At 38.7% G+C, this 21,410-nt stretch carries 28 protein-coding genes; 3 read left to right on the top strand and 25 right to left on the bottom strand.

The features are described from left to right. Nucleotides 1-10: 10 nt before the first annotated feature. The 20 genes from hpf to TEL01S_RS00710 are packed head-to-tail and all read right to left on the bottom strand — an operon-like array spanning nt 11 to nt 14,416. Complete coding sequence (hpf, locus tag TEL01S_RS00800) at nt 11-544, bottom strand: ribosome hibernation-promoting factor, HPF/YfiA family (RefSeq protein WP_012002220.1); 534 nt, start codon at nt 542-544, stop codon at nt 11-13. Then, entirely contained in the window at nt 541-1,200 is a 660-nt protein-coding gene (locus tag TEL01S_RS00795) for a hypothetical protein (protein ID WP_028843542.1), read from the bottom strand. Before TEL01S_RS00795 ends, hpf begins: the two co-directional genes overlap by 4 nt. 2 nt (nt 1,201-1,202) lie before the next feature. Beyond that, nucleotides 1,203-1,367, bottom strand: coding sequence for a hypothetical protein (locus TEL01S_RS11005; RefSeq protein WP_154654497.1), 165 nt, complete (start codon nt 1,365-1,367; stop codon nt 1,203-1,205). Nucleotides 1,368-1,370: 3 nt separating this feature from the next. Next, entirely contained in the window at nt 1,371-1,739 is a 369-nt protein-coding gene (locus TEL01S_RS00790; RefSeq protein WP_028843543.1) for an ATP synthase F1 subunit epsilon, read from the bottom strand. Next, complete coding sequence (gene atpD / locus TEL01S_RS00785) at nt 1,736-3,151, bottom strand: F0F1 ATP synthase subunit beta (RefSeq protein WP_028843544.1); 1,416 nt, start codon at nt 3,149-3,151, stop codon at nt 1,736-1,738. Before atpD ends, TEL01S_RS00790 begins: the two co-directional genes overlap by 4 nt. A 7-nt stretch (nt 3,152-3,158) precedes the next feature. Beyond that, the gene (atpG, locus tag TEL01S_RS00780) at nt 3,159-3,971 is read right to left on the bottom strand and encodes an ATP synthase F1 subunit gamma (protein ID WP_012002216.1); all 813 of its coding nucleotides are present in this window, start codon (nt 3,969-3,971) and stop codon (nt 3,159-3,161) included. Next, nucleotides 3,971-5,482, bottom strand: a complete 1,512-nt coding sequence (gene atpA / locus TEL01S_RS00775) for a F0F1 ATP synthase subunit alpha (RefSeq protein ID WP_012002215.1) — start codon at nt 5,480-5,482, stop codon at nt 3,971-3,973. Before atpA ends, atpG begins: the two co-directional genes overlap by 1 nt. Further along, nucleotides 5,483-6,031 (bottom strand): F0F1 ATP synthase subunit delta, encoded by a 549-nt coding sequence (locus TEL01S_RS00770; RefSeq protein WP_012002214.1) that lies wholly within the window; start codon nt 6,029-6,031, stop codon nt 5,483-5,485. Next, nucleotides 6,028-6,516, bottom strand: a complete 489-nt coding sequence (atpF, locus tag TEL01S_RS00765; RefSeq protein WP_012002213.1) for a F0F1 ATP synthase subunit B — start codon at nt 6,514-6,516, stop codon at nt 6,028-6,030. Before atpF ends, TEL01S_RS00770 begins: the two co-directional genes overlap by 4 nt. A gap of 12 nt (nt 6,517-6,528) precedes the next feature. Then, nucleotides 6,529-6,789: a F0F1 ATP synthase subunit C gene (locus tag TEL01S_RS00760; protein ID WP_012002212.1), complete on the bottom strand. Its 261-nt coding sequence runs from the start codon at nt 6,787-6,789 to the stop codon at nt 6,529-6,531. 15 nt (nt 6,790-6,804) lie between these two features. Continuing rightward, nucleotides 6,805-7,662 carry a F0F1 ATP synthase subunit A gene (atpB, locus tag TEL01S_RS00755; RefSeq protein WP_012002211.1) on the bottom strand — a complete coding sequence of 286 codons (858 nt, stop codon included), beginning with the start codon at nt 7,660-7,662 and terminating at the stop codon, nt 6,805-6,807. Between the two features lie 4 nt (nt 7,663-7,666). Continuing rightward, entirely contained in the window at nt 7,667-7,996 is a 330-nt protein-coding gene (locus TEL01S_RS00750) for an ATP synthase subunit I (protein WP_012002210.1), read from the bottom strand. After that, the gene (locus TEL01S_RS00745; protein WP_012002209.1) at nt 7,941-8,201 is read right to left on the bottom strand and encodes an AtpZ/AtpI family protein; all 261 of its coding nucleotides are present in this window, start codon (nt 8,199-8,201) and stop codon (nt 7,941-7,943) included. Before TEL01S_RS00745 ends, TEL01S_RS00750 begins: the two co-directional genes overlap by 56 nt. Continuing rightward, nucleotides 8,186-8,665 (bottom strand): chemotaxis protein CheX, encoded by a 480-nt coding sequence (locus TEL01S_RS00740; RefSeq protein WP_012002208.1) that lies wholly within the window; start codon nt 8,663-8,665, stop codon nt 8,186-8,188. The genes TEL01S_RS00745 and TEL01S_RS00740 overlap by 16 nt, the downstream gene beginning before the upstream one ends. A 15-nt stretch (nt 8,666-8,680) precedes the next feature. Next, entirely contained in the window at nt 8,681-11,359 is a 2,679-nt protein-coding gene (polA, locus tag TEL01S_RS00735) for a DNA polymerase I (RefSeq protein WP_028843545.1), read from the bottom strand. Then, on the bottom strand, nt 11,337-11,699 hold the full coding sequence (locus TEL01S_RS00730; protein ID WP_012002206.1) for a carboxymuconolactone decarboxylase family protein: 363 nt from the start codon (nt 11,697-11,699) through the stop codon (nt 11,337-11,339). The genes polA and TEL01S_RS00730 overlap by 23 nt, the downstream gene beginning before the upstream one ends. Before the next feature lie 11 nt (nt 11,700-11,710). Then, the gene (locus tag TEL01S_RS00725; protein WP_012002205.1) at nt 11,711-12,328 is read right to left on the bottom strand and encodes an MBL fold metallo-hydrolase; all 618 of its coding nucleotides are present in this window, start codon (nt 12,326-12,328) and stop codon (nt 11,711-11,713) included. Nucleotides 12,329-12,334: 6 nt separating this feature from the next. Further along, on the bottom strand, nt 12,335-13,030 hold the full coding sequence (locus tag TEL01S_RS00720) for an undecaprenyl-diphosphate phosphatase (RefSeq protein WP_266105302.1): 696 nt from the start codon (nt 13,028-13,030) through the stop codon (nt 12,335-12,337). 17 nt (nt 13,031-13,047) lie between these two features. Then, the gene (locus TEL01S_RS00715; RefSeq protein ID WP_012002203.1) at nt 13,048-13,650 is read right to left on the bottom strand and encodes a CBS domain-containing protein; all 603 of its coding nucleotides are present in this window, start codon (nt 13,648-13,650) and stop codon (nt 13,048-13,050) included. 22 nt (nt 13,651-13,672) lie between these two features. Then, nucleotides 13,673-14,416: a tetratricopeptide repeat protein gene (locus TEL01S_RS00710; protein WP_012002202.1), complete on the bottom strand. Its 744-nt coding sequence runs from the start codon at nt 14,414-14,416 to the stop codon at nt 13,673-13,675. A 508-nt stretch (nt 14,417-14,924) separates the two neighbouring features. Here TEL01S_RS00710 and minD point away from each other — a divergent pair. Genes minD through TEL01S_RS00695 form a run of 3 tightly spaced genes read left to right on the top strand, consistent with a single transcriptional unit; the run spans nt 14,925 to nt 16,427 of the window. After that, nucleotides 14,925-15,740: a septum site-determining protein MinD gene (minD, locus tag TEL01S_RS00705; RefSeq protein WP_012002201.1), complete on the top strand. Its 816-nt coding sequence runs from the start codon at nt 14,925-14,927 to the stop codon at nt 15,738-15,740. A 6-nt stretch (nt 15,741-15,746) separates the two neighbouring features. Next, nucleotides 15,747-16,019 (top strand): hypothetical protein, encoded by a 273-nt coding sequence (locus TEL01S_RS00700; RefSeq protein ID WP_012002200.1) that lies wholly within the window; start codon nt 15,747-15,749, stop codon nt 16,017-16,019. Nucleotides 16,020-16,031: 12 nt separating this feature from the next. Beyond that, nucleotides 16,032-16,427, top strand: a complete 396-nt coding sequence (locus TEL01S_RS00695; RefSeq protein WP_144313059.1) for a secondary thiamine-phosphate synthase enzyme YjbQ — start codon at nt 16,032-16,034, stop codon at nt 16,425-16,427. Here the strand turns inward: TEL01S_RS00695 and TEL01S_RS00690 are convergent, their stop codons facing one another. Genes TEL01S_RS00690 through TEL01S_RS00670 form a run of 5 tightly spaced genes read right to left on the bottom strand, consistent with a single transcriptional unit; the run spans nt 16,428 to nt 21,328 of the window. After that, nucleotides 16,428-17,558 carry a type III PLP-dependent enzyme gene (locus tag TEL01S_RS00690; RefSeq protein WP_012002198.1) on the bottom strand — a complete coding sequence of 377 codons (1,131 nt, stop codon included), beginning with the start codon at nt 17,556-17,558 and terminating at the stop codon, nt 16,428-16,430. A gap of 6 nt (nt 17,559-17,564) precedes the next feature. Further along, on the bottom strand, nt 17,565-18,521 hold the full coding sequence (locus TEL01S_RS00685) for a GAF domain-containing protein (protein ID WP_028843548.1): 957 nt from the start codon (nt 18,519-18,521) through the stop codon (nt 17,565-17,567). A 15-nt stretch (nt 18,522-18,536) separates the two neighbouring features. Continuing rightward, entirely contained in the window at nt 18,537-18,941 is a 405-nt protein-coding gene (locus TEL01S_RS00680; protein WP_012002196.1) for an RrF2 family transcriptional regulator, read from the bottom strand. 6 nt (nt 18,942-18,947) lie between these two features. Next, complete coding sequence (locus TEL01S_RS00675) at nt 18,948-20,669, bottom strand: 3D domain-containing protein (RefSeq protein ID WP_028843549.1); 1,722 nt, start codon at nt 20,667-20,669, stop codon at nt 18,948-18,950. Further along, nucleotides 20,666-21,328, bottom strand: a complete 663-nt coding sequence (locus tag TEL01S_RS00670; RefSeq protein ID WP_028843550.1) for a DUF2225 domain-containing protein — start codon at nt 21,326-21,328, stop codon at nt 20,666-20,668. Before TEL01S_RS00670 ends, TEL01S_RS00675 begins: the two co-directional genes overlap by 4 nt. Nucleotides 21,329-21,410: the final 82 nt, after the last annotated feature.

The following is a 21,410-nucleotide window of genomic DNA, read 5'->3' as shown; positions in this document are numbered from 1 at the left end:
TCACCACATCTCAGTCTACAAATTCAAACAATCCTATTTTTCCATCCTTTCGTATATACAACAAATTTATCTCGTTTGTTTCTGAATTTCTAAACACAAAAAACTGCCTTTCCATAGTTTTAAATTGAAGAATGGCCTCCTCGAGTGGCATAACAGATAAAGGTACTCTTTTTGCTTCATAAACTTCTGATCCCTCTTCCTCGAATTCATATGTATCACTGATGCTGGGAATCTTTTCGACAGGCATTCTGTGCCTTTCACGAACAGTTGATTTGATCTTTTTAACCCTTTTTTCAAGCGCATCAGATAATCTATCAATAGCAGTGTAAAGGTCCGGATCTTTTTCCTGGACCACAATGATATTGCCTTTGAAGTTTATGTTTGCCTTCAAAACATAATTAATTGCATCCTTCTCTGCTCTTATTTCGGCGGAAACGATATCATTTTCTTTTAAAACACGATCTACTTTTTGAAATCTCTTCTCCAAATACTCTTCTATCGCTGGTGAAGAGTCAAAACCTTTGGTTGAAAAAATGTAATTCACACGCTCACCTCCTCAAGTAATTGCTTCCTTGATTTTACATAGCTCTCAACGGAAGATATGTACTGCTCTTGATGGAAGGTAAGATATCCAAAAAGTGTTATCAAAGAATAAATAATCACATTAGCATCTACTTCAAAGTTAAAAATTTTCGTCTTGGAGAACTCAGCTATCTTTGGCATTTTTGAGAAAAATATCAGTTCATCGTTTTCGTACTCCTTCATTGAGTTAAAGAAAAAATGATATGCCAGGCTTAACCCAACCAGAGTTACCAGAAACCCAAAAGGTACAAACAGACTTATGACCAACCCAGCAGTCGTAACAGCCGTTCCAAGATTTATCAGAGTTTCATCTGATCTAATCGCAATACTTGCATATTCAGGTATCTTCTCGATAAGTTCTCTGCGAAGTTCTTTTATTACAAAACTCCACCTGATCACAACAAAAAGCAGTGATAAACCAGAGAAAATCGACATTCCCTGCGTTAATCCGAGAAAACGATTGGCAGAAAGGGCTAAAAGATAATCAGCAGAAACAACTATTATTGAAGCAATCAATCCCAAAATATTGGAAATGAAAAAAATCAGCATAGAATAAGAATAAAAATCAGATGACGGCAAAGTTTTCCTATTAAAAAATGGCAATACAAATTTTTCCACAATCATCCCCCCTTCAAAAGTGCTGCCATAATTGATATGATCGCAAGAACAACGCAGAGCAAAACAACAAGCAGCATTTCTTTTGAGATCTCAGAAAAAGTTTTTCGAAAAATCAAAATAGAAACCACCAGCAATCCTATGCCACCTATCGCAAGAAAATATGGCATATTCTACTTTCCTGCCCTCACATCTGCTTCAATTTTCGTGTTTCTATAAAGTTGATCCTGATACTCCAGAAGCTTTTTCGCCCTTTCCTGAGCATTTTTGAAAACATGTGGGTCCAGATCTTCCACAGGAACAACAATGCTTGAAACAACTGTTACTTTTTGACCGTTGCAGTGAATATATCCACCATACGTAGCAAAGGTTTTTTCTTCACTTTCCGTAACGACTCTCACGTAGTCAATTGCAAGTTGAGCAACAATAGGTGCTCTTTTTGGAAGTATCCCCATCGATCCATCAACTGTTCTGAAACTCATGAATTTTGCTTTTCCAATCCAGCAAACCGTTGAAGGAGAGAGTATCTCAACCTCTATCATGCAGCACTTCCTTTCAATCTTTCTGCTTTTTGAACAGCTTCATCAATTGTTCCAACCATAAAGAACGCCTGCTCAGGTAAGGAATCGTGCTTTCCTTCGAGTATCTCCTTAAAGCCTTTCACTGTTTCTGATATGGGTACATATTTTCCATTTGCGCCTGTGAATCTCTCAGCCACAAAGAACGGCTGGCTTAAAAAACGTTGAATTTTTCTTGCTCTCTGAACAATCAATTTATCCTCCTCTGTCAATTCTTCCATACCAAGAATAGCTATTATATCTTGGAGATCCTTATACCTCTGAAGAACCTCCTGAACACCCCTTGCAACCTGATAATGCTCCCAGCCTATAACTGCTGGATCAAGTATTTTCGAAGTTGAATCAAGAGGATCAACAGCAGGATATATACCAAGCTCAGCAATCTTTCTTGATAAAACCACCGATGCATCAAGGTGGGAAAAAGTCGTCGCAGGTGCTGGGTCTGTTATGTCATCTGCGGGAACATATATTGCCTGCACCGATGTTATGGACCCTTTCTGGGTCGAAGTGATTCTTTCCTGCAATTCTCCCATATCCGTTGCCAATGTTGGCTGATAACCCACTGCCGATGGCATCCTTCCAAGCAAAGCAGACACTTCACTACCAGCCTGTACGAATCTAAAGATATTGTCTATAAATAAAAGCACATCTCTGCCTTCCACATCGCGAAAGTACTCAGCTATAGTCAGAGCAGTCAGACCTACTCTGAATCGGGCTCCTGGTGGCTCATTCATCTGCCCAAATACCAGAACAGTATTCTCAAGTACGCCTGCTTCCTGCATTTCAAGCCACAGATCATTTCCTTCCCTTGTTCGTTCTCCAACACCTGCAAAAACAGAAAAACCCTTCTGCTCAATTGCAATGTTTCTTATAAGCTCCATAACTAATACAGTTTTTCCAACGCCTGCACCACCAAAAAAACCTATCTTACCACCCTTAGGAAAGGGGGCAAGCAGATCAATCACTTTGATGCCTGTCTCAAGTACCTCAATTTCTGTTTTCTGCTCAGTAATCTTCGGTGCCGGTCGATGAATAGGCCAGTAATCCTCTGCCTGTATATCTCCTTTTTCATCAATAGGTTTTCCAACAACGTTTAGAATTCTTCCAAGAACACCTTTTCCAACGGGCGCAACAATTGGTTTACCTGTGTCCACTACCTCAAGTCCACGAGTTAAACCATCAGTTGAATCAAGAGCAACAGCTCTGACAGTATTATCTCCTATAAGTTGTTCAACCTCCAGGATCAGTTTTTCCCCATTTTGAGGATTGGTAACTTCTAAAGCATTGTATATGTCTGGAAGTTCCTTTTCATCAAATTTGACATCAACAACAGGTCCTATGATTCTGACTATGTATCCTTTTCCAGCCAAAGAAATCGCCTCCTTACTCTTCCTTCAGTGCTTCAGCGCCTGTCACAATTTCTATAAGTTCCTGTGTTATTGACGCTTGTCTGGCTTTATTATATTCCAGAGTGAGAGTTCTTATCATCTCTCTGGCGTTTTCCGTAGCATTTCTCATGGCATTTTGCCTTGCGTACATCTCGCTGACTTTTGTTTCATAAAGAAGTGAAAATATCTTTGTGGCTACATAAAAATTGGCGAAGTTTGCGGCAAGCTCTTCTGAAAATGGTTCATATTCATATCTCTCAATATTTTTTCCTCCAGCTATCGGAGTAAGTTGAACACAAGTAGGTCTTTGAACAAGTCTATTAACAAATTTCCCATATATAATATGTACATTTCCTGATATCTTCAGTAAATCCTCCATCAAAGCAGCTGCAACATTAAATGCTGGTGTTTCATATATTCTCTGATAAGATTTTGCGAGCTTTTTGTTTGAAGAAAAATGCGCCGTTGCTTTGCTGCCAACGGTAATCAGTATTTCAAAATCTTTAAGTCTGCGTTCAGTTTCTCTTATGATTTCTGCATTGAATGATCCACATAGACCCATATCTGAACTTACAACAACAAGAACAGGCTTTCCGCTTCCAATAACAAACGGATGATCACACGAGGAAAAATCTATTCGATCTTTCAGAACTTCAACAGAACTGGCAAAAGTTTTTGCTTTTCTGAAACCTTCTTCTAACTTTCTGACACGTGCTCTGGCAACCATTTCCATTGCACGCGTTATTTTCATCAGCGCTGACGTTGATTGAATGCGAGCCTTTACCGATCTTAATTTTCCTCTGCTCATTATTCATGCCATCCTTCCAGAAACTCCTGAATAGATTTTTTCAACTCATCTTCCACTTCTTGAGTTAATTCTTTCTTTTCCGATATCAATTTGAGCAGGGAAGATTTAGACGTTCTCATATAATCAAGAAATTCCTTTTCAAATTTTCTCACAGATTCAACCGGAAGCTCATCTAAATATCCTCTAACGCCCGCATAAAGAACCACAACTTGTTCTTCAACTGGTAGTGGGCTGTACTGGTCCTGTTTGAGTAACTCCTGCAAATGTTGCCCGCGGACAATCTGGGCTCTCGTAGCAGGATCCAATTCAGATGCAAACTGCGCAAATGTTTCAAGCTCTCTAAATTGCGCAAGATCTATTCTCAACATTCCGGCAACTTGTTTCATAGCTCTTATTTGGGCTGAACCTCCCACCCTTGACACAGACAATCCAACATTTATAGCCGGTCTGAATCCAGAATAGAAAAGTCCGGGTTCGAGGTATATTTGACCATCCGTTATAGATATAACATTGGTGGGAATATAGGCAGAAACATCGTTTGCCTGAGTTTCTACTATTGGAAGCGCTGTTAAAGAGCCTCCACCCATTTTGTCATCGAGCCTTGCAGCTCTTTCAAGAAGTCTTGAATGCAGATAAAATATATCTCCCGGGTAAGCTTCTCTTCCCGGTGGTCTTCTGAGAAGCAAAGATAGCTGTCTATAAGCCGCTGCATGCTTTGATAAATCATCGTAAACTACAAGAGCATCTTTTGAATTGTACATAAAATATTCTCCCATAGCACAGCCAGCATAAGGAGCAATGTATTGAATTGGTGCAGGATCTGAAGCAGATGCAACAACTACTGTAGTATATTCCATAGCACCAAATTCTCTGAGCTTATCAACTATTCTGGCAACTGCGGCTGTCTTCTGTCCTATCGCTACATATATGCAATAGACCCCTTTTCCTTTTTGATTTATGATGGTATCTATGGCAATAGCTGTTTTTCCTGTTTGCCTATCACCAATTATCAACTCTCGCTGTCCACGACCTATTGGGATCATGGCATCTATAGCCTTAATCCCAGTTTGCAGAGGGGTGTTCACAGGACGTCTATATATAACACCGGGCGCCTTGATTTCGATCTTGCGCGTATGTTTAGCCTCTACTGGGCCAAGACCATCAAGTGGCTCTCCAAGGGGATTCACAACTCTACCTAAGAGTTCCTCGCCAACTGGTACCTCAATAATCTTTTTAAGCCTTTTAACAATATGACCTTCTTTTATTTGAGAATAAGGTCCTAATAAAATAACACCAACATTATCCTCCTCAAGATTAAAAGCAAGTCCCTTCACGCCGGTCTCAACGAATTCAACAAGTTCATCAGCCATAACACTATTTAATCCGTAAACCCTTGCTATTCCATCTCCAATCTGGACAACTCTTCCTGTTTCCTGAAGGTCTATCTCTTCTTTAAACTCCTTTATTCTATCCTCGAGCACCTTTGTTATTTCTCCAGGGCTAATTCTCAACTACATCACCTCTCTTTGAAGAACATGGCGGGTTACATTTCTAATCCTTCCAGCCACAGAAGCATCAAAGGTTTTTCCTTCACATTCTATAACTACACCAGCTATCAGGGATTCATCAATTCTGGTTTCAAAAACAGGATTTCTTTTTGTATACTTCCTGACAAAGTCAGTGATAACTTTAAGTTCTTCTTCAGAAAGCTCATAAGCAGTTGTAAGGAAGACAGGTACTTTCATTTCAGATTCAATTTTCATGTTCTTATAGTATTGCAAAATGGCAGGTAACACTGATTGCCTTCTTTTCTCAAAAACTATTTTCAAAAAATTCCAGAAAGGCTTGTCAAAATGAGCCCCTATTTGATTAATAAACTTGGTAATTCTATCAACATGTTCTGCTGCGCCAATTGTTGGATCATCAAAAAATTGCTTTGCTTTCTGATAAAGTTGAACAACTACAGCAAGTATATCCCCGTATTCTTCTGTTTTTTCCAATTCAACTGCAACATTTAACAGAGCTCTGGCGTACTTGGCTGCAATCTGCGAATATCTCATTTTTCTTTCTCCTTATTGAGAATATTAATCAAATATTCCCTTTTTGCCTTTTCGTCAAGTACTCCTTGCAGGATCTTAAGTGCTAATGTTACTGCTATCTCTCCGGCTCTCTTTTCAATTTCCTGTAAAGCTTGTTTTTTCTCACGTTCAATTTCATTTCGAGCTGAATTCAAAACTTTCTCGGCTTCCTCACGGGCTTTGACCTTAGCTTGGTTTATGATCTCTTCGCTTTTCTGCCTTGCTTCTGAAATGATTCCATCTGCAGATTTTCTTGCGCTTTCAAGAGCATCATGAGCCTGCTTTTTCATCTCTTGAGCTTCTTTGAGCTCTTTTTCTGCACTGGCAAGATCAGATTGTATTTTTTCCCGTCTTTTATCGGCTATTTGCAGAAAAGGCTTGTACAGAAATTTGTAAAGAACAAACAGTAAAATTAGAAAATTCAGTAATTGAATAATACCCGTGAGGTTGAGCTCAACAAATCCCATTTCAAGTCCTCCTCAGAGCACAAAGAGTATGAGAATAGATATCAGCAAGGAATACAAACCGGTTGTCTCACAGACTGCCTGAGAAAGCAACATTCTTGTAGTCAAAACGCCTATCAATTCTGGTTGGCGCGCCATTGCTTGCATAGCTCCATCGCCAACATGTCCTTCACCAATACCCGGGCCTATAGCTCCCGCACCCATACATATTCCTGCTCCTATAAATTTTCCCATCTGAATCAATGCTTCCGCAAGACTTGGAGAAACATTCTCCACAAGAATCCCTCCTTCTTAGGATAAGGCAGATGATATATAAGCAATCGCAAGCACTGTAAAAACAAGAGCCTGTATAACACCTACAAACAGTCCAAAAAATCCCCACAGAATAACGGGCAAAAACAGATATTTTGCCATGTAAGCTAAAAGATATGTAAGCAAAGCTCCCCCAGCGATATTTCCAAAGAGCCTCAGAGAGTGTGATATTGGTTTTGATAGTTCTCCTATAACGTTCATTGGAAACATAAAAGGAATTGGCTCAAACCATGACTTTGCCCACGATTTAATTCCCTTGGATTTTATCGCAAATACTTGACTGATGATAAATACAAAAACAGCTAAAAAAGCATTAGTGTTTATATCCGCAGTTGGAGAAAACCACGTGTCGGAAAAAAGGTGAATTTTTTCGACAGTTCCTTGAGCGTTTGCCTCTATAGATATGCCAGGGATGGCACCACCAAGTATATTGGAAAAAACTATGAATATAAATAATGTACAGGCTATATAAAAAGTTGGCCTCACAAAACGTTGATCTGGAACAGCATCCTCAACCATGTTATACACAAACTCCAAAAGTGATTCCACGAGCGACTGCTTTCTATCCGGAACAACCTGTGGTTTTCTGAGCCTCAAGGCAATCAGGATTATGGCAGCCATGATGCCCCATGTCATAAATATTGTCAAAGGGTTGATTCTTGAAAAAATGCCTTTCCCGAATGGAAGATCCACAACCCAGCGATTGGCAACATTTTTAAATGCTTCCCCCATGTTTTGTTTAGAAAGGTAAATTGCATTCAAAACTCCTACGACTATGTAGACTACGAGAAAAATTGCCAGTAAAACCTTCGCCCTTTTATCTAAACTGATCTTCACTCAGTCACCTCCAGGACAAAAAAGCAGCAATTTTTTCGTTCATCAAACCAAAAAAAGCTCCAAAAAGAGCTGGTAAAGAAAAAATTGACCCAAAAACCATAACAGCACCACTAAAAGTATACCGCGACAAATATCCTGTTAAGGACATCTTCCTTCTTTTCTTAACACATTTTTTAACATCGTACCACAGAGAAACTATATTGACACAGGCACCGATTGTGCCAGCAAGTACTCCCATGGCACCTCTGTATCCAAATAACATGAAAAAAACGACAATCTCAACGGATCCCAGAATCATCACGTTTGTTATCATCTTCTTTATCGTGCTTGTCATATTTATCGGCTTCCTTCAACAAATATTTGAAACCATTATACAAACCCGATGCTATTCCAAGTAAAACAAAAACTATTAAGAAAACACCATTCTTAAAAGTCCATTTGTCAATGTAATAGCCTATCAATGTTCCAACGATGATGTTGGAAATAACTGTCACGCCAAAATTTAAAACCACACTGTACTTGTTCAAGTCTTTCCGCACTTGACGGATCCCTTCACAGAAAGGATTGTCTCTACATCGTCGTCAGACGCGACACTGACGGGCAATTGAAGTGTTAGTCCTTCAACGGATATCTTTAATTCACGTCCTGTGACAACAGTGGGCGGACTAATAACTATTTTGCAACCAATTTTTTCTAAGTTCATAGCCAAAGCTCCAGCAATCATGTTTCCAAGCTCTCCAATAGCACTCATTGCAAGCTCGTCCAGGTTTTCGTACGGCATGTTCATCATTTTTGAAACAATCTTCAAAGCTGTGTCCGGGTTAAAAGAATATATCAAATTTCCTTCAACTCCACCAACAAAGCCTATGAGTGTTATCAAATCGAATTTAGGTTTTATTTCTTTCAGTACGCCTGGTTTACCCACCGTCGGTTTTTCACCAATCAGCACTTCCAGAGTATTAACAATTGCTGCAATAAGTGCATTTATAACTCTTGCGTCCAAGCTAAAACCTCCTTTTTATTCCCAGCTATCTGAGATTTTCAAATCCACCTTTAAAGGCACAGATAACCTGACAACGTTTTCCATGGAATCTCTAACCAGATTCTTAACAATCTCAACTTCTTCATCAGGCACCTCAAAAACAAGCTCATCATGAACTTGAAGTATCATCTTAGATTGCAATCTCATTTGTTTTATTTTATCATACAGATTTATCATGGCGAGTTTCATTATATCTGCTGCCGTCCCCTGAATAGGAGTATTAATAGCTATTCTTTCTCCCTCTTGTCTTACAGAAGCATTTTTTGACCTTAATTGAGGTACCTCTCTTCTTCTGCCAAACATTGTTCTGACATAGCCATGGGTTTTTGCATACGAGACAATCTTGGCAAAATATTCCTTAACAGACGGGTACAACGAAAAATACTCCCCTATGAATTTTTGAGCTTGATCGTAGCTCAAACCTGTTCTTTGTGAAAGTCCATAAGGCGATACACCATATATAACAGAAAAATTAACCATCTTTCCAATTGAACGCATCTGTGGAGTCACCTGGTTTTCAGGTACCTGGAAGATTCGGGATGAAGTAAAGTTATGTATATCTTCATCTTTTTTGAATGCTTCAATCAAATTCTGATCATTGCTCAAATGTGCAAGAACCCTGAGTTCTATTTGAGAATAATCAGCACTCAAAATCTTCCAACTATCTCTCTGAGGTACCACAGCTTTCCTTATCTCCCTGCTCTCTTCTTGCTTACTTGGCAAATTTTGCAGATTTGGATCACTGCTACTTAACCTTCCGGTTGCCGTACCAGTTTGATGAAATGAAGAATGGATTCTTCCTGTTTCTGGATGCACAAGTTTTGGTAAAACATCCAGGTACGTAGATTTAATCTTCTGATATTTTCTGTACTCGAGAATTAATCGAACTATAGGATGTTCTTCCGAAAGCTCCTCCAAAACATCAGCACGAGTCGAGGGTTCGCCAGTCGATGTCTTTTTCGTTGGCTGTATTTTTAATTTATCGAATAGTATGTGAGCAACCTGCTTAGGGGAATTCAAATTAAAAGCCTCTCCAGCATGATTGTATATCTGCTGTGAAAGTTCATTCATCCTGGCAGCATACTTCGAAGAAAGATCTTTCAAATAATCAATATTCATGTAGACACCTTCAAGCTCCATGTGAACAAGAACAGGTATCAAAGGCATTTCTATCTTTTCAAGCACTTCAAGCAAATCTGCCTCGTGTAGTTTTATATTCAAAATCTCGTACAGCCTGCGTGTTATATCAGCATCCTCTGCCGAGTACTTAGTTGCATCTTCTACTGAAACATCTGCAAATGTCACCGCACCAAACAATGGGGAAGTATCCTTAAATAACTCCTCGAAACTGATCATTTTGTAATTCAAAAATTTCATTGCAAGCTCATCCAAATTGAATCTTTTTTCATCTGGATTAAGCAGATACGCAGCTATCATTGTATCAAAAGATGGTCTAACAGGTTCAATACCATGCATTTTAAGAACACTGTAATCGTATTTGAGATTCTGACCTATTATTTTTGCACTTTGGTCCTCTAATATACTTTTTAAATTGTTGAGCGCCGACTTCTTATCAACATTTGGTCCGTTTTTGTGAGCCAAGGGTACATAATAGCTTTCTTTGCTGGGTAATGAAATCGAAAAGCCTATTATCTCGGCATCTATTGGAGAAAGAGAATCTGTCTCAAGATCCAAAACAAAATACTGGCTTTTCTTTATCTTCTCAAAAAGTTCATTGAGAGAATTATTATCCTTTACAGCTATATAAGGAGTCTTCTGATCCTGCTGAGTATAAAGACCAAGTTCTTTCATAATACTTGAAAATTCCATCTCTCTAAGAAATTCAACTAACTCCTTTTCTTTATAGCCGGCGTATTTCAAATCATCCCATGTAAGTCTCAAATCAAGATCGGTCATAAGTGTTACAAGTTGCTTGCTTTTGAACGCGTCATCTTTGCCCCGAGAAAGCAATTTACCTATTCTGCTGTTTTCGTCAATTTTCCCATATATTTCATCAAGATTCCCAAATTTTTCAATGAGCTCAGCAGCGGTTTTCATGCCAATTCCTTTAACACCCGGGACATTATCAACACTATCCCCCATCAGCGCGAGAAGGTCTACTATTTTGGATGGTTCTACCCGGTACTTTTCTATTATTTTTTTCTTATCGTAAAATTCAAGGTCAGTTATGCCTTTCGATGGGCGCCAAACTTTGATCTTATCGTTTACTAACTGGAACATGTCTTTGTCACCAGATATAATAAAAATGTCTTCAAATTCTTTTTCTCCCATTCGGGCAAGTGTGGCTATAACGTCATCTGCCTCACATCCTTCATATTCTAAAACTTTTATGCCAAGGGCCTGCACACCCCTTTTGATATATGGAAGTTGCTGTATCATCGCATCTGGTGTTTGGGGACGATGTGCTTTGTACTCCTCCAGTAACTCATGCCTGTAAGTGCGTGTCTTTGTGTCCATTGCAAAAGCAGTATAATCACCAATTTTAACGTAATCTTTCAGAAATCTTATAAGCATTCTCAATACGCCATAAGTAGCATTTGTAGGAATGCCAGAAGTAGTAGATAATGATTGATCAAGGGCATAATAAGCCCTGTAGGCGAGTCCTGTACCATCAAAGAGAAATAGTTTTGCCATCTTTTTCATACTCCCTGAGCTCTTCAAGAATCTCAACAGCTTTTCTGAGATGTGGTATAACTATAGAACCTCCAACTATCAGAGCAACATTAAATAATTCAAAATATTCCTCATCTGTTGTTCCAAGTTGAAAAAGCCTGATCATATGATATGTAATACAATCATTGCATCTGAGAACCATCGAGGCAACAAGCCCTAACATTTCCTTTGTCTTGGTGTCAAGTGCTCCCTGTTCGTAAACCTGTGAATCAAGATTCATGAATCTTTTCGTATGAAGATTTCCTTTTTTATTTATCAAATCATTGAGCTTTTGCCTATAGGAGATGAAATCTTTTAACATAACCTATCACCTCACAGCTTTAAAGGTTCATCATGAGTAAAAACAATCCAATCGCAGTTTTTTGATGCCTGTCTTACAAAATGAGCTGCTTCATCATTTCTATACCCTTTTGCAATTTCATAATAATCAACCTTTGTATAGCATATGTCACCAGGCATAAATATTTTACCCATATTTTCGCTCTCTATTACTAACGACACATGATCAGACGAATGGAATGGTGAATAGAAAATTTCAACAAATCCAAAAAGCTTTTCCCCTCCCGAGAGCATATTCACATGATTCCAGCCGGAAACCACCATACTGTAAAGCTGTCCGGTGATGGGACCAAAAGAAGAATAATCACGTGCTCTGTATTTTTGATGAACATGAACCATAGCATTTCTAAAAAATATAGAATTAAAGATATGGTCCATATGAACATGAGTCAAAATTATATCTGTTATGTCCTCTGGTAAAATATTCCTCGCTTTTAAACTCTGCTCGAGTGATTGCCACGTTACAAAGCTTCCTGGGTCAATAAGCATTTTTTTATTTTCATCATAAAGTAAACACACGGTTGAATATGGTGCCATGACATACGGAGCACTTCGCAAGGTGCCCCCTACCACAAGAATATCAACTCTCACCAGTACTCACCTCACTAAAAAAGACAGAAATCCTGCTAAAAGACAATAATAAGAAAACAATTTCAGTTTGCCTGTCAAAACACTTTTCTTGAGAATAAAAAGAGCAATTATGCCAACAACAAAAGCTGTAAGAGCCAGGTGAATTTGGCTCATCCTCATCTCTGAGATTTTCATCAGTCCTGCGCCTGCCGTAACAGGTAAAGCTAATAAAAAAGAATAAGAGAGGGAATCTTCTCTTTTGAAACCAAGCAGCAGAGCACCTGCTATAGTTGAACCGCTTCTGGATATACCTGGTAAAATAGCCAGAGCCTGAAATAAACCTATGAAAAGAGCGTCGATAAAAGACATCTGTTCCAAAGTTTTCTCGCCATTTTTTGAAGAACTCAGCATCAAAAGTAGGCTCGTCGTGCAAAAAAATATTGGAAGTAGCTCAATATTACTAAAAGTTTGCTCGATTTTATTCTCGAAGGTTATGCCAATTAAAGCTGCTGGTAATGTTGATATGAATAAATTGAAAATTATTTTTATATTTTTCAAGGCTCTTATTATTGAATAAATAGCAAAGATAAACACTGCTGCAAGTGTTCCAAGATGAAGCATCGCTGCGAAAGCTATATTGATATCTGTTTTCAACAGATTGGCAAATAAAACAATATGACCCGAGCTTGATACAGGTAGAAATTCTGTCAGCCCTTGGATAATAGCAAGAAAGAAATCTTTCAGAATCCTTCCTCCCTTGTTATTCTGTCATATTCGATTCCAAAAATCTTCAATGTCTTTGCCAGCTCCTCAGGCTCGCACGTATCGACTTTTATCGAAACTCTTCTGAAACCATCTTCTTTAATTGTATTTACAGACAGAACATTCATTTTGTTTTGAGCGAGCACGTCGAATATCTCTTTAAGCTGTCCCGGCTTATCCTCGAGTTTCATAAGAACTCTCGTTCCAGGTTCATCCATTGCGGTTATGGCGACAAAAGCTTCTAATATCTCCGACAAGGTAATTATTCCCTTAACATTTAACTCCTGATCAACAACTGCAAGGCACGCTTCATGCGACTCTCTAAAAGTCAGTGCTGCTTCTTCGATATAACTGTCTTCATAAGCATAGAAATCAGGAAAAACAACATGATCAAATACACTGCTGTCAAGTTCCGAATCAGCCAGGTTGCTCTTATAAACAAAACCTTGAAATTTTCCAGCTTCATCTGTTGTAACACAGTAATCCACTTTGTACTTTCTCATCACCGATAAGGCTTCTTGGACCGTAGAATTAATTCTGATAGATGGGAAATCCTGATTCATCCAGTACTTTACAAACATAACCTTACCTCCCTTGTTTTTGTCAATCGTGTTCTTTTAACCAGTTTGACGCAATTTGTTTTGTCTCTTCTCCCTGGGCTATCCATTGTGGATGAGGTTCCATAAGGATTATTTTCTCATAAAGTTGTTTTGCCTTTTGAAAGTATTTTTCCCTATCCTCCGATTTTCTTGCTATTTCAGACCATTGTTCATACAGCACAGCGAGTTCGTAATAAGAATTGACATATGCAGGTTCAACTTCAATCGCCTTAAGAAAGTACTGTTCAGATTTTCTGAAATCTCTAAATGGCCAGGGTGTATCCCTGTAGCGCATACCCATAGCTACAAGAGCTGTGTAGTTATTCGGATCAAGTTCGATTGCTTTTAAAATATATTTATCAAAATCACCAAGCATAAACAAACTCTGTATGATTCCCTTGTACTGGGCTAAGCGCCCTATTGCTGCTCCTGTAACATAGTTTGCGTATGAACTTTCTGGAAGCAATTCGACCGATTTTTTACCGACCTCTACTGCCCTTTCATATATTTTTTCTCTTTCTTCTTGAGAGATTTTAGCCCAGTTTGCATACTCCGTCAGCGCTTCGCAGAGTATGGCAAGTGTTTTTCCATCTTGTGGCATTTCTTCCAGTTCCTGGATGAGTTGCCACATTTCTTTCTCCATTCTGTGAGACCTGTATTCGATTAATCTGCTTTCTACGTTGATTGCGGCTGGAAAGACCGTTATAGATAGCAGCAGAGTTACTATGGTCGCTACCACTGTTTTCATTTTTCAACACCCCCAATTCTTCTTTACTAAACTATCATACCTTATCTTAGTAGTATATATAGTATATAGGTGGTAAGTTTTGTAACATAAGTTGCGTAATTCCCATAAATTGTGAAAAAGATCTGCTTGGGGGGGTGGTAGATAAAGTGGTAGATAAATGGTAGATAAATGGTAGATAACTTCTGAAAGGCTCTCTAAGAGCCGTTTTTATGGTGGTAGAAAACTCATAAGTATGATCAACAGCTGATAAAAAGCTTTCCGGACTGAAATGGTATAAATTTGACATCTGCCTGTTTTTTTCTATTTAATAGCATTTTCAGGTTATCTACCATCTATTTTTATAGGATTAATGAGCAATTTGGAAGTTATCTACCACTTATACTACATTTTGTATTGAGTTATCTACCACCCAATATATGGGTAGTTATTTTTGTTAGATACTCGAGCTTTATGTGGTAAAATCTAATGAAACTGATGTTTTGGCTTGTCCGGAGAGGTGGTGGAACGAGTGGCAAAGGTGATTGTTGTCACTTCGGGAAAAGGTGGTGTTGGTAAAACTACCATAACGGCGAACCTTGGTTGCACACTTGCAAAACTCGGTGAAAAGGTTTGCTTGATAGATGCAGATATAGGTTTGAAAAATCTTGATGTTGTCCTTGGGCTCGAAAATAGAGTGGTTTATACGCTTGTTGATGTAGTCAACGGAAAAATCAATGCTCAGGAGGCACTGGTTCGGCATAAACAGATGAGGAATTTGTATCTTCTCGCAGCTTCCCAGGTGGCAACCAAAGAAATGGTTTCTCCTGAAGATATGAAGGCAATTGCCAAAACTTTGTATCCGGTTTTTGATTACATACTTATTGATTCCCCAGCAGGTATAGAGAGAGGGTTCAGAAATGCTGTTGCTCCTGCGGAAATCGCCCTGATTGTAACAACTCCAGAGTTACCAGCTATTTCTGATGCAGACAGGGTTGTGGGGCTTTTAGAAAATTTCGGTTTTAGTGATAAATCTATGAAGGTCATACTTAACAGATTCAAGATCAAAATGGTGAAAGCAGGTGAAATGCTTACTCAACAGGATGTTGAATCAACGCTCGCTCTGGAGATTCTGGGAGTTGTTCCTGATTCCGAGGAAGTCATAATAGCCACAAACAAGGGGCTACCGGTTGTTTTGAATGGAGACATGACTGTTTCGAAGGTTTTCGAAAATATAGCAAGGCGTTTGAAAGGTGAAAGCGTCCCTGTAGATAACGACATTTCTCAAATGTCAGAGAAGGGATTTATGACATTTTTCAGGAACCTTTTTAACAGGAAAAGGGGATGATGATCCGTGTGGTTCTTCGGACTCTTCAAAAAGAAAAAACGAGAGAAAAGTAGAGAAACTGCTTACAAAAGGCTTGAGACAATACTTGAAAGAAGGCGGCCAGTTGCTGTTACGGAGGTTATTCCAAAGCAGGAATTTGAAGAAAATTCCGAAAAAATTAAGGAGAGAATTGTCGATTGGGTTAGCGATACATTCAAAGTTGATCGTGAAAGAGTGAAAGTGGAGTTCGAAGAGCACAACGGGTACATAGTTATCATAACAAATGTTCTCTTTGAATAGTGAGGTGACATCATGAAGAGTTTCACGGTTAAATCAACCCAGCGAGAACAATTTTTAGATATAACGCATGAAGTTCAGAGAATAGTAGACGAATCAAATACTAAGGAAGGTTTATGTGTCGCGTTTGTTCCCCATACCACTGCTGGAATCACAATAAATGAAGGAGCAGACCTTTCTGTGAGGTCTGATATTCTCAGCAAGCTTTCAAGATTAGTTCCATCTAATGAAAACTATTCTCATCTTGAAGGTAATGCAGATGCTCATATTAAATCAGCTATAATTGGTTCTTCTGTCGCCATACCAATCAGCGAAGGAAGATTGACCCTGGGAACCTGGCAGAAGGTTTTTCTGTGTGAATTCGATGGCCCCAGGGTAAGGTCAGTGATTGTTCAAGTAATAGGAAAATAGTTACAGAAGGTCCTGTAAGAAATAAACCTTAGGTGAAGGAATCCCATTGAAATTTGTCCCATATTCAACAGTATAAGCACCGGCATTAATGAAATAAACAATGTCGTCAAGTGTTATGTTGTATGAAAGCAATGCGTCGTCATAGATTTTATCCACACTATCACATGTTGGACCAGCAAGGACGAACGGAATTTTTTGTTCTGATTCTTTTCCATCAACTTCTATTTCGTATCTGAAGTTTTCAATAGTCTCCATCAGCCCATGAAATACTCCCGCGTCTATATAAACCCATTCTTCGCTACCTCTCTGGCATCTTAACAGGACTTTGCTGACCAGAATTCCAGAGTTTCCAACCATTGACCTTCCTGGTTCAGCAAATATCTGGAGATTTCTCACTCCATACAAATGTTCGCTTATTGATTGAAGTACAATTTCTCCTATCTCTTCAACAGTTGGGATTGGTTTGACATGCTTGATTGGTATTCCACCACCTATGTCGAGTACTCTCAAATGAATGCCAAAATTTCTTTCTGCCCAGTAGAATATCTTTGCAACTCTTTCAATAGCATTAGACCAGCTGTGTGGATCGTAATTTTGAGAACCAACGTGAAAACTCACACCAACCGGCGTCAGCCTCAATTTCTGAGCATATGCAATGAGATCTACAGCGACTAATAGATCCACTCCAAATTTTCTCGATAAAGGCCAGTCGCTGTGTGTGTTTTCAACAGCCACCCTGATAACTACTTGTGAACCCGGTGCGTTCTCAGCGATTTTATCGAGTTCCATTGTCGAGTCAGCAGCAAAAAGATATACTCCAAGGTCATAAGCTTCTGCGATATCTTTCTCACGTTTTATCGGATTGGCAAATATCATCCTGTCTGCCGTGACACCGAGGTTCATAAGTTTTTTGATCTCTCCTATTGATGCTACATCAAAATTACTCCCAAGATCTCTTAATCTTTCGAGTATTCTTGGATGACTGTTTGCTTTAATTGCATAGAATATTTTACAATCTGGTATAGCCGCCGCAAGTTTTCTGTAGTTTTCTTCAATTATGTCGAGGTCAATTATCAGAAAGGGTGTTTCAAAAGTCCTTGCAGCTTTTTTAACAATATCTGTTACTTCCATTTCTTTTCACTCCTCGCTCCTTATTTTTTGAGATATCTTATCACATATATTTTTCAAGAAAAGTTCGTCGTCTTTGTCGAATGCATTCGATATGTGGCTGTCTATATCCAGTTCTCCATATATTATGCCGTCAATTATTATTGGAACAACAATTTCGGATTTCACTTTGGGGCTGCAAGAAAGATAATTTGTTTCTTTTGACACATCCTGCACTATGAAGGTTGTCTTTTTTTCTGCAGCCTGGCCGCATATACCTTTTCCGAAGGGTATTTTCACGTGTTCTGTTGGTTCGCCCACGAAAGGCCCAAGCACAAGTGTATTTTTTTCATCAAAATCTGTTAGGTAAAAACCTACCCAGTTGTAATAAGAAATGTTTTCATAAAGGAGATTACATATCTCTTCCATTGATTCATGAATATTATTTTGGGAAATTATTTCTTCTATCTGGTTAGCCAATTCTTCAAACAGCTGTTTTTTTGAAGTATAACTACCCATCGTTTCACCCCTTCTGAAGGATTTCACGGATTGAAATGCTACCTCAGCTATTTGATCAACAATGTTTTTTTTCCACAGAGATAGTATATCTATAAGTATTACCTTTTCTTTATTTCCATTGACAACAGTCCAGTCTTTTAAACCAAGCAAACCTGTTAAAAAGATAGTAAAGTCCTCTCTGTGGAGCTCCAGAATTTTGTGTTTTTTTGATACTAATTTTGAGGAAAACAGTTTCTGATCTCGTGAGACGCTTTGCCAATACTGCATTAATTTGTCAAGCAACGGTCTGCTCATGCTTTGTAAAAGTTGTCTAATATCATCTTCTGTGAGTCCCATTGATGTTTCGTAATTTTCGATCAATGGACTATACTTTGCCCGATATTCTTTCCAGTAAGAATACCAGTCATTTTTGTCAAATCTGAGTATTTTGAAAAAATCGTCTGCGATGTTTTGAACTATGTTTCTCATAGCTTTACTCCCAATTCAGGCTTCAAATAGATCGCTGAGCTTGATAGAGCTCAGAGTATCTTCGACACTTTTCTTGAGGTTGTCCCATATCTTGAGTCTTATGGTGCAGCTTGTTGGATCGCTACAACAGTTTTCATCCATGGTGCATTTAATCAATTTATCAGGATCGTCAACAGCTCTAACAATTTCCAGAGCTGTGATCTGATCAGCACTTTTTGTCAGGCGATATCCACCTTTCCTGCCCCGTGTTGATTCTATAATTCCGGCTTCTTTCAGACTTACCATTATCTTTTCTGCAAATTCTTTCGGTACATTAACATCTGTTAAAATAAGGGAAAGCGAAACAGGTTCATTAGCCTGGCAATTTGCGATTTGTAGCAATATTTTGAAAGCATACTCACTTTTGATAGTTATACCCAATTTTATCTACCTCCAGTTCATCTGAATTGGAACAACGTAGACATCAACGTAGGATCGCATATTTACAAGCGCTTGCTTTATATTGCTGGTGTATATATCTATTTTATTTCCTTTAATAGCAGCGCCGGTATCCTCAACTTTAAAGAAACCATAATTTGGCCCACCACAAAATTGCGGTATGTATACCACACTTCCAAGTGGAATAACAGATGGATCTGCCGCTATTGTCCACCATTCTTTTGGTACAGTACCGGCTGCTGTTATCCGAAAGGTGGGATGTTCTGGCAACTTTCCATCCTCCCATTCAGAGTAATAGGTCGCTTCAAATTTTCCTGCATATTTCAAAAGAATTCTCAGAGGATCTCTTGGTTCTCCATCTATCCATATTTCGAAATGAAAAATGTTTTCCACAGTACCAACATTGTTTCCCCCTGAAATCCATTGACCTTGAACAACTTCGATTGCTTTCAAATTGCCGTAAACAGCAAGTATGCCGTTTCCGTGATCGATTCTGATGTGATATCCATTGTTGTCCTGCAAAATATTCACTACTCTTCCTGGTAGCATGGATCGCACTTTTCTTGGAGTATTTATCCTGATATCAATACCTGTTCTTGCCCCAGAGCCGGTGGGCTCGGAAAAAGCGCCTGCTATATCTTGCGGATTAAGTGGGCTATCTAAGGGATATTTAAAAAGTGAATTTGTGTCTTCAACAGGTATTTGAATCCTCTGCCCGACTAACAAACGATTTGCATCTTCTATACCGTTTAACTCTGCCAGCTGCTTTATTTTATCAAGTTTTAAACCATAGGCCTGTGCGATACTGGAGAGGGTATCACCTGATTTCACTACATATGTTACGTATCCCTGATCTAACCTGAGAAACCTGTCTCTGTCGTATTCCCTCACAATACCTCTGAGTGTTTCTATCTCAGTAGCTAACTGTCTTGTAAGGGCGGTTGTATTGGCTATGTACTGCTGAAGATCGGAAGGCATAATTTCACCGGATTTTATTTGTAGTTTTGATAATTTTTCTTCTAATTCTTTTTTCAAAGCACTTTCTGTATTTTTGATCTCTGTTTTCAGCTGATTGATCTGCGTTTCAAGGCCGAAAAGATCTATATTTTGTTGTATTTGTGGATTTTCGATCGCCAGATTTTCTATAGTTGTTTCTATAGATTTTATTCTGGATGACAATTCCATAACTTCAGCGATCTGGTTTGAAATAGAATGAACAGAATTCTCAAGGCCACTCAGTTTCGCAGCAATTTGTTCAGCATTGACCTGATTCAAAAGTTGCTCTGTTTGCTGAACAAATTTTTCATAATTTATTTGCTGCTGCTTCTGAGCAGCTTCGATGTCACCAAGTTTGTATATAAGTTCTCTTATATCTGAGACATTCAATGCCACAGAGAGCTGGTTATATCTCATTTCAAGAGATGTCAACCGGGCCATGATCTCGTTTATTTCATCTGGTGAAACAGCTGGCAGATTTTTTTGCTCGTCAAGCAATTTTTTGGTTGATGATACTTCATTGTTTATTTTACTTACTTCCTGCTGCAATTTTTCAATATTTTTCTGGTTGTTGTAGGTACTTTTTTCAATTTGAGCTATGCGATACTCAAGTTCATCCAGCCTTCTGTTGATTTGCTCAAGAAGGTCCTGATCGTAAGGAGTGCAGGAAATCACGATGATTACCAATGGTAGTAGCAATAAAAGTTTTTTCATAGTCCTCGCTTCCCTGCAGCAGCCTGCTGCCATTCTTTACGGGCTAATTTTACATATATCGAATTTGTGTTTCCAAATTTTTGAATTAGGCTCGAAAACCATCGGACAGCCTCTTTTTTGTTTCCCAGCCTCAAGTTGATTTCTCCGAGATAAAAGATTACCATAATTTCCTTTTCGGGTGCCAGTTCATCGTTTTTGTAACTCTCTAGGAAGCATTTCATTGCCTGCTCTAACGCATTATCTTCATCTTTCGAATGCATATCTCTGTGAATCCAGGATAGTTTTAGATAAGCTTCGGCTGCTTTGAGACGTTTTTCTGTTAAAGTGTAAACCGCTGCAGCTATTGCAAAGATCATTGCACCATCTTTTAGTGATCTGTTTTCAGAGAGATCTATCGAGAGGCTGTTTTTAATTCGATCACAGAGTTCTTGAATGCGGTTTTTTTCAGTTACAGGTTTTTCAAAATCATCTTCAAATGCTGTGTAATAACAATGTGTGCAGGTTATTGGCTGAAACAACAATGCATTGATGCCTTCGTAAGCTGGTTTTAAATCAGTGTCGCGTTCTTTTACTTTGATTGCTTCACTGAATAGGCGAACAGCTTGAAATTGTTTTCCACAAACAGGACAGGTACAGTTTTTTTGCCAGAAAATCTGCAAAACAACACCTCCAAAGATGGACTGGGAGAATTATACCACTGTTAGGTAAAATCTCTTTTTGAATCTTTTTTCCAGGACGATT

Origin of the sequence: Pseudothermotoga elfii DSM 9442 = NBRC 107921, from assembly GCF_000504085.1 — a bacterium.
GTDB classification, from domain to species: Bacteria; Thermotogota; Thermotogae; order Thermotogales; family DSM-5069; genus Pseudothermotoga_B; species Pseudothermotoga_B elfii.
The sequence above is the reverse complement of the archived record's forward strand: the minus strand, read 5'-3'. Positions and strand labels throughout refer to the sequence as shown.